This is a genomic window from Streptomyces sp. NPDC016640, assembly GCF_043076215.1.
Taxonomy (GTDB): domain Bacteria; phylum Actinomycetota; class Actinomycetes; order Streptomycetales; family Streptomycetaceae; genus Streptomyces.
On record NZ_JBIBRG010000031.1, the window covers coordinates 1 to 14968 of the forward strand.

2 protein-coding genes are annotated in these 14968 nt (G+C 75.7%); both read right to left on the bottom strand.

Features of this window, described 5'->3' with window-relative positions:
• Positions 1 to 7926 (bottom strand): SDR family NAD(P)-dependent oxidoreductase (locus tag ACF07S_RS33145; RefSeq protein WP_391975898.1); only part of this gene is annotated, 7926 nt, incomplete at its 3' end.
• 10 nt (positions 7927 to 7936) lie between these two features.
• Positions 7937 to 14956 (bottom strand): type I polyketide synthase, encoded by a 7020-nt coding sequence (locus ACF07S_RS33150; RefSeq protein ID WP_391975899.1) that lies wholly within the window; start codon positions 14954 to 14956, stop codon positions 7937 to 7939.
• Positions 14957 to 14968: the final 12 nt, after the last annotated feature.

The window sequence follows — 14968 nt, forward strand, 5'->3', positions numbered from 1 at the left end:
GAACAACACCTCCCGCAACGGACGCTCCAGCTCCACGTCCAACCGCGCCAGTACCGCATCCAGCGCCTCGGCGAACACCGGGAACCGGGCGTACAGCTCACGCCCCATCCCCACCCGCTGCGACCCCTGCCCCGAGAACAGCACCGCCAGCGACCGCTCGGCCGCACGACCACGCGCCACCTCGACCGGCGCCCCGCCCTCCGGGCTCGTGCCCGCGAGCAGCACCACGCGGTGCTCGAACACCGAACGCCCCGACGCCAGCGAGAAGCCCACGTCGAGCACCGACCCGGCGTCGAAGGACGTCACCCGGTCGATCTGTCCGGGCAGGGCGTCCTCGGACCGCGCCGAGACCGGCCACGGCACCAGGGCCGGCGAGACGGACGGCGTGGTGACCGTCTCCGGATCCTCCGCGGCCGGTTCGGGCTGTTCGAGGATGACGTGGGCGTTGGTGCCGCTGAGGCCGAAGGACGAGACGCCCGCGCGCCACGGCCGGTCCGTGTCGGGCCACTCGGTGGGCTCGGTGAGGAGCCGTACCGCGCCGGCCTCCCAGTCGACGTGGGTGGAGGGCCGGTCGACGTGGAGGGTCTTGGGCAGTGCGCCGTGGCGCATGGCGAGCACCATCTTGATGACGCCCGCGACGCCGGCGGCGGCCTGGGTGTGGCCGATGTTCGACTTGATGGAGCCGAGCAGCAGCGGCCGGTCGGCGGGCCGGTCCTGGCCGTAGGTGGCGAGCAGGGCCTGTGCCTCGATCGGGTCGCCGAGGGTGGTGCCGGTGCCGTGCGCCTCGACGGCGTCCACGTCGGCGGGCGTGAGCCCGGCGCTCGCCAGGGCCTGGCGGATCACGCGCTGCTGGGAGGGGCCGTTGGGGGCGGTCAGGCCGTTGGAGGCGCCGTCCTGGTTGATGGCCGAGCCGCGGACCACCGCGAGCACCTCGTGCCCGTTGCGGCGGGCGTCGGAGAGGCGCTCCAGGACGAGCATGCCGACGCCCTCGGACCAGCCGGTGCCGTCGGCGGCGTCGGCGAACGCCTTGCACAGGCCGTCGCCGGCCAGGCCGCCCTGCCGGGTGAAGCCGGAGAAGTTCATCGGGGTCGACAGCACGGTGACGCCGCCCGCGAGGGCGAGGGAGCTCTCCCCGCTGCGCAGAGACTGGGCGGCGAGGTGCAGGGCGACCAGGGAGGAGGAGCAGGCGGTGTCGACGGTGAGGGCCGGGCCCTCCAGGCCGAGGGCGTAGGAGACCCGGCCGGAGATGACACTGGTGGCGAGGCCGGTGCTGGCGTGCCCCTCGACGTCCTCGCGGGAGGTCATCACCAGGGTCGCGTAGTCCTGGCCGGTGGTGCCGACGAAGATGCCGGTAGCGCTGCCGCGCAGGCTCTGCGGGTCGATGCCTGCCCGCTCGAACGCCTCCCAGGACGTCTCGAGCAGCAGCCGCTGCTGCGGGTCCATGGCGAGGGCCTCGCGCGGGGAGATCCCGAAGAAGCCGGCGTCGAAGCCGCCCACGTCGTGCAGGAAGCCGCCGCGGCGGGTGGCGCTGACGCCCCGGTTGTCGTGGCCGCCGCCGAACAGGGTGTCCAGGTCCCAGCCGCGGTCGGTCGGGAACGCGGTGATGCGGTCCTCACCGTCGGCGAGCATCCGCCACAGTTCGTCGGGGGTGGTGATGCCGCCGGGCATGCGGCAGGCCATGCCGACGATGACCACCGGGTCGTCGGCGACGTCGGCGGCCACGAGCGGGGTGCCCAGGTCGCCGTGTTCGTCGAGGAGTTCGGCGACCAGGTGCTCGGCGAGGCCGTGCGGGGTCGGGTAGTCGAAGACGAGCGTGGCGGTCAGTCGCAGGCCGGTGGCGGTGGTGAGGCGGTTGCGCAGTTCGACGGCGGTGAGCGAGTCGAAGCCGAGTTCGCGGAACTCGCGGCCGGGTTCGATGGCCTTGGGCGAGGAGTGGCCGAGCACGGCGGCGGCCTCGACCCGCACCAGTTCGACGAGGTGGCGGACGCGCTCGTCCTCGGGGAGGGCCAGGAGGCGGCGCGTCAGGTCGGCGGCGGTGCTCGCGCCGCCGACGGCGGTGGCGGCCGAGCGCCGGCCGGAGCGCACCAGGTTGCGCAGCAGCGGCGGCACCTCGCCCGGGATGCGCAGGTCGCCGCCGGTGGAGCCGATGGGGACGACGAGCGCCTCGGCGGATCCGGTGGCGGTGTCGAAGAGGGAGAGGCCGCGCTCGACGGGGATCGGGGCGGCGCCGGACGCGGCGATGCGCTGCATGTCGGCGTCGGAGAGGGTGCCGGTCATCCCGGCGCTCTGGGCCCAGGCGCCCCAGGCCAGGGAGAGGGCGGGCAGGCCGGCGGCGGCACGCTGCTGGGCGAGGGCGTCCAGGAAGACGTTGGCCGCCGCGTAGTTGCCCTGACCGGCGCTGCCCATCACACCCGACACCGACGAGTACATGACGAACGCGGCGAGGTCCAGGTCCCGGGTCAGCTCATGGAGGTGCCAGGCGGCGTCGACCTTGGGCCGCAGCACGTCCGAGACCCGCTCCGCCGACAGGGAGGTCACCACGCCGTCGTCCAGCACACCGGCCGCGTGGACGACCGCGGTCAGCGGGTGCGCGGCGGGGACGCCGGCGAGCAGCGCCTCGACCGCCTGCCGGTCGGCCATGTCGCAGGCGGTGACGTCCACGACCGCACCGGCGGCCGCGAGTTCGTCACGCAGTCCGGCGGCGCCCTCGGCCTCGATGCCCCGGCGGGACACCAGGAGGAGGCGGCGCGCGCCCCGCGCGGACACCAGGTGGCGGGCCAGCTCCCGGCCCAGGCCTCCCGTGCCGCCGGTGATGAGGACGGTGCCGTCGGGGTTCCAGCGCCGCGGCATCGTCAGCACGATCTTGCCGACATGCCTGGCCTGGCTCATGAACCGGAACGCCTCACGCGCCCGCCGCACGTCCCACACCGTCACCGGCAGGGGCCGCAGCCCACCCCCGGCGAACAGGCCCACCAGCTCCCGCAGCATCTCCTGCGTACGGTCCGGACCCGCCTCACCGAGGTCGAAGGCCCGGTAGACCACCCGCTCGATCGCCCGCGGATCGCGGATGTCGGTCTTGCCCATCTCCAGGAACCGGCCGCCATCGGCCGTCAGCCGCAGCGAGGCGTCCACGAACTCACCCGCGAGCGCGTTCAGCACGACATCCACGCCCCGGCCACCGGTCACCGCCCGGAACTTCTCCTCGAAGCCCAGGTCACGCGAGGACGCGATGTGGTCCTCGTCCAGACCCAGACCCCGCAGCGTGTCCCACTTGCCCTCACTCGCGGTCGCGAACACCTCCGCACCCAGATGCCGGGCCAGCTGCACCGCGGCCATACCCACACCACCCGCACCGGCATGCACCAGCACCGACTCCCCCGCCCGCAGACCCGCCAGGTCACGGAAGGCGTACAGGGCGGTCAGGAACACCAGCGGCACGGACGCCGCCTGCTCGTCCGTCCAGGTGTCGGGGACGTGGACGAGGTAGCGCTCGTCGATGAGCACGGTGTCGGCCAGACCGCCGGGCACCATGCCCATCACCCGGTCGCCGGCCCGCAGTCCGGTGACCTCGGGGCCGGTCCCGGCGACGACACCGACCGCCTCCGAGCCGAGGAGCCCGGCCTCACCCGGGTACATGCCGAGCGCGTTCATCACGTCGCGGAAGTTCAGCCCGGCCGCCCGCACTTCGAGGCGCACCTGCCGGCCCTCGGGCGCCTGGAGCGCCTCCGGGGCGGGGGCCAGGGTGAGGGCGTCGAGGGTGCCGCGGTCGTCGCTGTCGAGCCGCCAGGGCAGTCCGGCGACCGGGAGCAGGCTCTCGCCGCTGGTCAGCCGGGCCAGCCGGGCGACGCGTACGGTGTCGTCGCGGACGACGAACTGGGTGTCACCGCCGGCCAGCAGCGCGGGCAGTCGTCCCAGGAGCGTGCCGACGTCGGTGCCCGTGGCGTCCGCGTCGAGGTCGAGCAGGGCGAAGCGGCCCGGGTTCTCGGCCTCGGCGCTGCGGACCAGGCCCCAGGCGGCTGCGGCGGCGAGGTCGCGTACCCGCTCGCCGGTGTCGGCGGCGACGGCGCCGCGCGTGACGAACACCAGCCGGGACGGTCCGGAGGGGTTCAGCTCCAGCCACTGGCGCACCAGGTCGAGGGTGCGGGCGGTGAGGGAGTGGGCGGCGGCGGGCAGTTCGCCGCCCGTGCCGTCCAGCGGCACCAGGACGAACTCGGGCAGCGGGGAGGCCGCGAGGCAGTCGGCGAGGCCGGTGACGGTGGTGCCCGGCAGGCCCGTGCCGGCGCCGAGGACGGCGCAGCGCACGTCCGTGTCGGTGCCGGCGTCGGCGGCGGGGGTCCACTGGAGCCGGAGCAGGCCGTCCTGTTCGCTGCTGCGCAGCGCGGGCGCCTGGATGGCGGAGGGGACGCGCAGGATGAGGGACTCGGCGGAGAGCACGGGCGCGCCCTCGACGTCGACCGCGGCGATGGAGACGGAGTCCTCGCCGACGCGGGCGACGCGGACGCGGACCACGGAGGCGCCGCCCGCGTGCAGGGACACCCCGGACCAGGAGAACGGCAGCAGCTTCTTGCCGTCGCCGAGGCCGACGAAGCCGACGGACTGCACGGCCGCGTCGAGCAGGGCCGGGTGCATGCCGTAGTACTCGGCGTCGTCGACCTGGCTCGGCAGGGCGACCTCGACGAACGCCTCGTCGCCGCGCCGCCAGACGGCGCGCAGTCCCTGGAAGACGGGGCCGTACTCGGTGCGCTCGTAGAAGCCCTCGAGGTCGGCGGCGACGGCGCCGCGCGGGGGCCAGACGCTCGCGTCGAAGGCGGTGGTGCGTTCGCCGGTGGTGAGGACGCCGTTGGCGTGCTCGGTCCAGCGCTGCTCCGGGTCGTCCATGGCCTGCGAGTAGACGGTGACCTTGCGGGCGCCGGTCTCGTCCGGGGCGCCGACCCACACCTGGACGACGGCGGCGGCGTTCTCGGTGAGGATGAGGGGCTTGGCGAGGGTGAGTTCGTCGATGCGGTCGCAGCCCACCTGGTCGCCGGCGCGGACGGCGAGTTCCAGGAAGCCGGTGGCGGGGAAGGCGACCACGCCGCCCACCGTGTGGTCCATCAGCCAGGGGTGGGTCTGCGCGGAGAGCCGCCCGGTGAACAGGACCCCGTCGAGGCCGGCCAGGGACACCGCGGCGCCCAGCAGCGGGTGTTCGGCGGAGACGAGACCGGCGGCCGTCACGTCGCCGGCGGCGGCCATCAGGACGGGCCAGTACCGCTCGTGCTGCCAGGGGTAGGTGGGCAGGTCGGTGCGGCGCGCACCGGTCCCGTCGAAGCAGCGGGCCCAGTCGACGCGTACGCCCGCGACGTGGAGCCGGGACAGCGCGGTGAGCAGGGCGCGTTCCTCGGCGCGGTCCTTGCGCAGGGCCGCCGCGGAGACGGTGTCGGTGGTGCCGTCGAGCACCCGCGCGGCCATCCCGGTGAGGACGCCGTCGGGGCCCAGTTCCAGGAACGCGTTCGCACCGGCGCCGGCCAGGGCGCGCACGCCGTCGGCGAAGCGCACGGCCTCCCGGACGTGGCGCACCCAGTAGTCCGCCGAGCACAGCAGCCCGGGGCCGGCGATCTCGCCGGTCACGTTGGAGACGACCGGGACGACGGGCTCGTGGTAGGTCAGTGCCTCCGCGACGGCGCGGAAGGCGTCGAGCATCGGCTCCATCAGCGGCGAGTGGAAGGCGTGACTCACCGCCAGGCGCTGCGTCTTGCGTCCCTGGGCGGAGAACTCGGCCGCGAGCGCCAGGACTTCGGTCTCGACGCCGGCGACGACCACGGCGTCGGGGCCGTTGACCGCGGCCACGGACACGCCGCCGGTCAGCCTGGGGGTGATCTCCTCCTCGGTGGCCTGTACGGCGATCATGGCGCCGCCGGAGGGGAGTTCCTGCATCAGCCGGGCGCGGGCGGCGACCAGCGTGCAGGCGTCGTCCAGGGACAGCACCCCGGCCACGTGCGCGGCGGCGATCTCGCCGACCGAGTGGCCTCCCACGAACTCCGGTGTCACGCCCCACGATTCGACGAGCCGGTACAGCGCCACCTCGACGGCGAACAGCGCGGGCTGGGTGTAGCCGGTGGTGTCGAGGAGGTCCGCCTCGGGGGTGCGGCGGCCGGCGAAGACGATGTCGCGCAGCGGGCGGTCGAGTTCGCGGTCGAGCCGGTGCAGCACGGCGTCCAGGGCCTCGGCGAACACCGGGAAACGGGCGTACAGTTCGCGGCCCATGCCGGCCCGCTGGGAGCCCTGGCCGGAGAACAGGACGGCCAGTGAGCGTTCCGTGGCCCGGCCGCGGGCGACCTCGGCGGGTACGCCGTCGGCGCCGGTGAGCAGCATCGCCCGGTGTTCGAACACCGAGCGGCCGGTGGCCAGGGAGTAGCCGGTGTCGAGCGCGGTGGCGCCGGTCGGTGCGGTGATCTGCGCGAGCCGGTCCCGCAGGGCCTCCTCGGTCTTGGCGGAGACCGGCCACGGCACGACCGCCGGGGTGGGGGACGGTGCGGCGGGCTCGTCGGGTTCCGGGGCCGGTTCGGCCTGTTCCAGCAGAACGTGGGCGTTGGTGCCGCTGATGCCGAAGGAGGACACGCCGGCCCGGCGGGGACGGCCGGTCTCCGGCCAGGGGGTGCGCTCGCCCAGGAGGCGGACGGCGCCCGCGCTCCAGTCGACGTGCCGGGACGGCCGGTCGGCGTGCAGGGTGGGCGGCAGGACGCCGTGGCGCATCGCCATGACCATCTTGATGACGCCGGCGACACCGGCTGCGGCCTGCGCGTGCCCGATGTTCGACTTGATCGAGCCGAGCAGCAGCGGCTGCTCGGGGTCGCGGCCCTGGCCGTAGGTGGCGAGGAGGGCCTGTGCCTCGATGGGGTCGCCGAGGGGGGTGCCGGTGCCGTGGGCCTCGACGGCGTCGATGTCGGCGGTGGTCAGGCCGGCGGTGTGCAGGGCACGCTGGATGACGCGCTGCTGGGAGGGGCCGTTGGGTGCGGTGAAGCCGTTGGAGGCGCCGTCCTGGTTGACGGCGGAGCCGCGGATGACGGCGAGGACGGGGTGGCCGTTGCGGCGGGCGTCGGAGAGGCGTTCCAGCAGGAGCATGCCGACGCCCTCGGACCAGCCGGTGCCGTCGGCGTCGTCGGAGAAGGCCTTGCAGCGGCCGTCGCCGGCCAGGCCGCCCTGGCGGCTGAACTCCATCAGGGAGCCCGGCGCGGACATGACGTTGACGCCGCCCGCGAGGGCGAGGCCGCACTCCCCGGCGCGCAGGGCGTGGGCGGCGGCGTGCAGGGCGACCAGGGAGGAGGAGCAGGCGGTGTCGACGGTGACCGCCGGGCCCTCCAGGCCGAGGGTGTAGGACAGGCGGCCGGAGGTGGCGCTGGCGGCGATGCCGGTGCCGATGTCGCCGGTGGCGTCGGCCAGGGAGCGGACCAGCAGGTAGGCGTAGTCCTGGCCGTTGGTGCCGACGAAGACACCGGTGGTGCTGCCGCGCAGGCTCTGCGGGTCGATGCCGGCCCGCTCCAGGGTCTCCCAGGAGGTCTCGAGCAGCAGGCGCTGCTGCGGGTCCATGGAGACGGCCTCGCGGGGCGAGATCCCGAAGAAGGCGGCGTCGAAGTCGGCGACGCCGTCGAGGAAGCCGCCCTGCTGGCTGACGGAGTGGCCGCGCGCGTCCGTACCGGCGTCGCGCAGGGCGTCGAGGTCCCAGCCGCGGTCGGTGGGGAATCCGGAGATGGCGTCGGTGCCGGACTCGACGAGCCGCCACAGGTCCTCGGGGGAGGCGATGCCTCCGGGATAGCGGCAGCTCATGGCGACGACGGCGATGGGTTCCGCGGCGGCGGCCGCGAGTTCCCGGTTCTGCCGTCGCAGCCGTTCGGTCTCCTTGAGCGAGGCCCGGAGAGCTTCGACAACTTTTTCGCTGGGCGTGGTCATGGTCGCTCCGTCAGTCCCGCTGTTCGTCAAGGTTGCCGTTGAGTGCCGCCTGCACCAGGTCGTCGACCTCCATGGCGTCGATGGACGCGTCGGACACGTCCTCGGCGCCGGTGCCCTCCGCCTGCGCCCCTGCCGCCGGTGCCTGGGCCCGCCCGGCGAGCTTCAGGAGCGGTTCCAGGACGCCGATCTCGCGCAACCGGTCGAGGGACACCGAGGCGAGGACGGCGCGCAGCGCGTTCTCGTCGGTGCTCTCGCCGCCCGGCGTGTCGCCGGGCAGCAGCTCGCCGAGGATGTGCTCGGCGAGGGCGGCGGGGGTGGGGTGGTCGAAGACGAGGGTGGCGGACAGGGTGAGTCCGGTGGCGGCGCCGAGCTGGTTGCGCAGCTCGACGGCGCCGAGTGAGTCGAAGCCGAGGTCACGGAAGGCCCGGTCGGGGCCGACCAGGTCGGTTCCGGTGTGGCCGAGGACGTCGGCGGCGCGTTCCCGTACCAGGGTGAGCACGGTCCCCAGGCGCCGGTTGCCGGGCAGCCGGGCCAGCCGGTCGCGCAGTTCGGGCGCGGCCCGGTCGGCGTCGTGTCCGGTGGCGGTCGCGGTGGCCGTGAGGGCCGCGTAGGCGGGCATCTCCGTCAGCAGGGCGCTGGGCCGCACGGTGGTGAAGGCCCGTACGAACCGCTCGGGGTCGACGTCGGCGACGACGGCGACCGGGTCGCCGCCGGTGACGGTCTGGCGCAGCGCCAGGACCGCCAGGTCCGGGTCGAGCGGCCGGATGCCGGTGCGCTGGGCGAGGGCGGCGGCGCGGCCGTCGCCGGCCATGCCGTCGCCGCCCCAGGCGCCGTAGGCGACGGAGGTGGCGGGCAGGCCGTCGGCGCGGCGGCGTTCGGCGAGGGCGTCGAGGACCGCGTTGGCCGCCGCGTAGTTGCCCTGGCCGGGGTTGCCGACCGCGGCGGACGCGGAGGAGAACAGGGCGAAGACGTCCAGGTCGTGGTCCCGGGTCAGCTCGTCCAGGAGGAGTGCGCCGGTGACCTTGGCGTGGAAGACCGCCTCGAACCGTTCGGGGGTGAGGCTGTCGAGCACGCCGTCGTCGAGGACGCCCGCGGTGTGGACGACGCCGGTGAGGGGCGCGTGGCCGGGGATGTCCGCGAGGACGGCGGCCAGGGCGTCCCGGTCGGCGGTGTCGCAGGCGGTGATGGTGGCCTCGGCGCCGAGTTCGGCGAGCTCGGCGCGGAGCTTGCCGGCGCCGGGCGCGTCGGGGCCGCTGCGGCTGAGGAGCACCAGGTGGCGGGCCCCGGCGCCGGCGAGGCGGCGGGCGACGTGGGCGCCGAGGGCGCCGGTGCCGCCGGTGATCAGGACGGTGCCGGTGGGCTGCCAGTCGCGGGGGGTGCCGGGCCGTACGGCGGCGAGCCGGCGGCCGAAGACGGCGGCGGGCCGGACGGCGAGCTGGTCCTCTCCCTCGGGGTCGGCGAGGACGGCCGCGAGCCGCTGCGCGGACCGCTCGTCGAGGGTCTCGGGCAGGTCGACGGTGCCGCCCCAGCGGTGCGGGTACTCCAGCGCGGCGACCCGGCCCAGGCCGTGCACGGCGGCCTGCAGCGGCGCGGGCACGCCCTCGCCGGGCGAGACGGCGACGGCGCCGCGGGTGAGGCACCACAACGGTGCGTCGACGCGGGCGTCCCCGAGTGCCTGGAGCAGCGCGGTGGTGAGGGTGGCGCCGTGCGGGGTGCCGGGGGCCTGCGGGTCGTGTCCCCCGGCGAGGGCGAGCAGCGACACCACGCCGGTGAACGGGACGTTCCCGTCCTGGAGGCGGCGCAGCCGGGCGGCGAGGTCCGCGCGGTCGGCGCCGTCCGCCTCCAGGCGGACGGTCGCGGGGCCGAGGAGGCGCAGCACCTCGGCGGTCCACGGGTCGTCGGCGCCTCCGGCGGGCAGCACGGCCAGCCAGGTGCCGGCCGGGGTGCCGGTGGTGCCGGCCCGGTTCAGGGGACGCCAGGCGATGCGCTGGCGCCAGCCGTCCACGGTGGCCTGGTCGCCGCGCTTGCGGCGCCAGTCCCGCAGGGCGGGCAGCACCCGGGACAGGGACTCCCCGTCGACGCCCAGGACACCGGCGAGGGCGTCGAAGTCCTCGCCCTGGACGGCCGCCCAGAACGCGGCGTCGCCGTCACCTGCGCCGGCCGCGGCGTCCGGGGTGGCGGGGGCCGCGTCGGGCCAGAACCGGCGGCGCCGGAAGGCGTACGTCGGCAGGTCGACGCGACGGGCGCCGGTGCCGTCGAGCAGCGCGGCCCAGTCCAGCGGCTGGCCGGCGGCGTGCAGCCGGGCCACCGCGCCGATCAGGGACCGCTCCTCGTCGCGTCCGGTGCGCAGCGCCGGTACGGCGGCCGGGGCCGGCCGGTTGTCGTCGGCGAGGACGTCGAAGGTGTCCTGCGCCAGGGAGCAGAGCACGCCGTCGGGCCCGAGTTCCAGGTAGCGGGTGGCGCCGCGGGCGGCGAGGGTGCGTACGCCGTCGCCGAACCGGACGGCGCCCCGGACGTGTTCGACCCAGTACCCGGGGTCGCACACCTGCTCCGGTGCGGCCGTTTCCCCGGTGAGGTTCGACACCAGGGGCAGCTTGGGCGAGGTGTACGACACGCTCCGGGTGACCCGTCCGAAGTCCTGCAGCATGGCGTCCATGTGCAGGGAGTGAAACGCATGGCTCACCCGCAAACGCCTAGTCTTCCGGCCGAGTGCGGTGAACTCCTCGGCGAGGGCGGTGACCGCGTCCTCGTCGCCGGAGACCACCACCGCGTCGGGGCCGTTGACGGCGGCCAGTGAGATCCGCCCGCCGATCCGTGCGGCGACCTCCTCCTCGCTCGCCCGTACGGCGATCATGGCGCCGCCGGCCGGGAGGGCCTGCATCAGGCGGGCCCGGGCGGCGACGACCGTGCAGGCGTCCTCCAGGGTGAACACCCCGGCGACGTGGGCGGCGGCGATCTCGCCGACGGAGTGCCCGGCCAGCAGGTCCGGGCGGACGCCCCAGGACTCGACCAGCCGGTAGAGGGCGACACCGAGGGCGAACAGCGCGGGCTGGGTGTAGCCGGTGGTGTCCAGCAGGGCCGCTTCGGGCGTTCCCTCCCGCGCGAACATCACCTCGCGCAGCGGCCGGTCGAGCTCCGGGTCGAGGCAGGCCGCGACGGCGTCCAGGGCCTCGGCGAACACCGGGTACCGCGCGTACAGTCCGCGGCCGGCGCCGGGCCGCTGGGAGCCCTGGCCGGGGAAGAGGAACGCGGTCCGGCCGCCGGGGGCGGCACGGCCCCGCAGGACGTTCGGGACGGTCCGGTCCTCGGCGAGCGCGGTGAGCGCGTCGAGGAGTTCGGCCCGGTCGGCGGCGAGGAGCACCGCGCGGTGCTCGAACGCCGAGCGGGTGGTGCCGAGGGACAGCGCCAGGTCGGCGACCGGGGCTGCGGAGTGCGCGGTGTCCGTGTCGGCGGTGAGCCGGACGAGCAGGCGGTCCGCCTGCTCGGCCAGGGCGTCGCGGGTGACGGCGGACAGGGGCACGGGCAGCGGTCCGCCGGCCGCCGGGCTGTCCTCGGCGGACGGGACGGGCGCGGTGCCGTCGGCGTCCGCTTCGGCGTCGGCCGCGGGCTGCTCCAGGACGACGTGGGCGTTGGTGCCGCTGGCTCCGAAGGAGGAGACGCCCGCGCGGCGCGGACGCCCGGTCTCGGGCCAGGCGGTCTCCTCGGTCAGCAGCCGTACGGCGTCCGGGTCCCAGGCGACGTGCGAGGACGGCGTGCCGACGTGCAGGGTCTTCGGCAGGGTGCCGTGCCGCATCGCCATGACCATCTTGATCACGCCGGCCACACCGGAGGCGGCCTGTGTGTGACCGAGGTTGGACTTCAGCGAGCCGAGCAGCAGCGGCCGCTGCGGGTCGCGGTCCCGGCCGTAGGTGGCGTGCAGGGCCTGTGCCTCGATCGGGTCGCCGAGCGCGGTGCCGGTGCCGTGCGCCTCGACGGCGTCGACGTCGCGGGCGGTGAGACCGGCCGCGGCCAGCGCCTTGCGGATGACCCGCTGCTGGGAGGGGCCGTTGGGCGCGGTGAGACCGTTGGAGGCACCGTCCTGGTTGATCGCGGAACCGCGCAGCACGGCCAGGACCTGGTGGCCGTTGCGGCGGGCGTCGGAGAGCCGCTCGACGACGAGCATGCCCACGCCCTCGGCCCACGCGGTGCCGTCGGCGTCGTCGGAGAAGGCCTTGCAGCGGCCGTCCGGGGACAGGGCGCCCATCTCACCGAACTCGACGAAGCCGACCGGGGTCGACATCACGGTGACACCGCCCGCGAGGGCGATGGAGCACTCGCCGTTGCGCAGCGCCTGCGCCGCGAGGTGCAGCGCGACCAGCGACGACGAGCAGGCCGTGTCGACGCTGACCGAGGGCCCCTCCAGGCCGAGGGTGTAGGACAGGCGGCCGGAGAGCAGGCTCGCCGACTGGGCGGTCTCCACGTGGCCGACCTGGCCGATGGCGGGACGGTAGTCGCCGCTGCCGCCGCCGACGAAGACGCCGGTGTCACCGCCGCGCAGTCCGACCGGGTCGATGCCGGCCCGCTCCAGGGCCTCCCAGGCGGCCTCCAGCACGATCCGCTGCTGCGGGTCGATGACGAGGGCCTCGCGCGGGGAGATGCCGAAGAAGTCGGGGTCGAAGTCGGCGACGTCGTACAGGAATCCGCCGTGACGGGTGACGCTGCGGCCCCGTCCGTCCCGGTCCCCGTGCCGGAGCCGGTCCAGGTCCCAGCCGCGGTCGGTGGGGAAGGCACCGATGGCGTCGGTGCCGGCGACGGCCAGCTCCCACAGGTCCTCGGGCGATCGCACTCCGCCCGGGTAGCGGCAGCTCATGCCGACGATGACGATCGGGTCGTCGGCCGCCCCGGCGTCCGTCCCGCGCGCGGCCGGGGCCTTCGGACCGGTGTCCTCGCCGAGGAGCCCGGTCAGCAGGTGCGCGGCGAGCGCGGTGGGCGTCGGGTAGTCGAAGACAAGGGTCGCGGGCAGGGTGAGCCCGGTCGCCGTGGCGAGCTGGTTGCGCAGGTCGACGGCGGTCAGCGAGTCGAACCCGAGGTCCTTGAAGGCCTGTTCGGCGGGTACGGCGTCGGCGCCGGCGTGGCCGAGCACCGAGGCGACCTCGGTACGGACCAGGTCCAGCGCGTACGGGAGCCGGTCCCGCTCGTCCAACTGCCGCAGCCGGGTGCGGAGCGTGTCGGCGGTGCCCGCGTCCGCGCGGTCGCCGCCGCCGGCCGCGTCCAGGGCGCGCCGCGCCTCGGGCAGTTCGGTGAACAGGCGGCCGGGCCGGGTGCGGGTGAAGGCGGGTGCGAAGCGGTCCCACAGCACGTCGGCGACGGTCACCGAGGCCGGTGCCGACGGGTCGGCGACGGCGTCGCCGACGACCGCGCCGAGCACGGTCAGGGCCCGGTGCGGGTCCATGGCGGGCAGGCCGTTGGCGCGCAGGTGGGCGGCGAGCCCGTCCGGTCCGGCGCCGGTCCAGGCGCCCCAGGAGACGGCGACCGCGGTACGTCCGTCCGCCCGGCGTTCCTGGGTGACGGCGTCCAGGTAGGCGCCCGCGGCGGCGCCGGCTCCCTGACCGCTGACGCCCCAGACCCCGGAGATGGAGCCGAACACGACGAAGGCGTCCAGGTTCCGGTCCCCGGTGGCCGCGTCCAGCGCGTCGAGGTCCCGGCGCACGGCGGCGAGGAGGGCGTCCGCGACGGGTGCGTCCGCGCCTTCGGCGGGGGTGTCGTCGTCGCCGGTGTGGATGACGGCGGTGAGCGGACGGCCGTCGGGCAGGGCGTCCACCGCCGCGGCGAGGGCGGAGGGATCCGCCGGGTCGTGCGCGACCGACGTGAACTCGGTCTCCAGCTCGGCGAGTTCGGCACGCAGCGCGTCGAGCGCGGCGGCGTCGGCGGCACCGCGGACGGCGAGCAGGACACCGGTGGCGCCGTTCCCGGCCAGCCAGCGGGCGACGTGGCCGGCGAAGCCCTCGGGGCCGCCGGTGACCAGCACGGTGCCGGTGGGGCGCCACGGGGCGTCCGGGCGCTGTGCCGCCGCCCGGACCAGCCGTCGGCCGTAGGCGCCGGAGGCGCGCAGCGCGACCTGGTCCTCGGCGTCCGGTCCGGTCGCGGTCAGGACGGCCCGCAGGCGCTCGGCGGTGCGGGCGTCGGCCACGTGGTCGACGTCGACGAGTCCGCCCCAGCGGTCGGGGCGCTCCAGGGCGGTGACCCGGCCGAGTCCCCACACCGCCGCCTGCACGGGGTCCGCTCCGGCGTCGGAACGGCCCACGGAGACGGCACCCCGGGTGACGGCCCACAGGCGTCCGGTGATCCCGGCGCCGTCCAGGGCGTCCAGCAGGGCGTCGGGCCAGGCGGCACCGGACGGCAGGGCACCGTCGGCGCCGCCGTCCGCCGCGGCGGCGAACAGGGAGACCACGCCGGCGTACTCGGTGCCGTCGGCGGCCTGCGCCAGCCGTCCGGCGAGAGCGGCGTCGTCCGGAGCGCAGACCACGCGCACCGCGTCCGCGCCGAGCGCACCGGCGACGGCCTCGGCCCACGGGTCACCGTCGAGCACGGCCGGGATCAGCACGAGCCAGGGTTCCCCGGCCGCCGAGGATCCGGCGGCGGTGGCGGTGGCGGTCAGCGGACGCCAGGTCACCCGGTAACGCCAGCCGTCCACCAGCGACCGCTCGTTGAGCCCGCGGCGCCACGAGGAGAGCGCGGGCAGCACGTCCGACAGGACCGTGTCGTCCAGGTCCAGCGTGGCGGACAGCGCCTGGAGGTCCTCCCGCTCCACGGCGGCCCAGAAGGCGGCGTCCGCCGGGTCCTGCCCGGTTCCCGCGCCGGGCGCGACGGCCGGTTCGGGCCAGTAGTGCTCGCGCTGGAAGGCGTAGGTGGGCAGTTCGGTGCGGCGGGCACCGGTCCCGTGGAACCAGGCGTCCCAGTCGATGTCCACGCCGGTGACGTGGAGCCGGGCCAGCGCGGTGAGCAGCGCGGTCTCCTCGGGCCGGTCCTTGCGCAGCACCGGCACCGACACGACGTCCTCGCC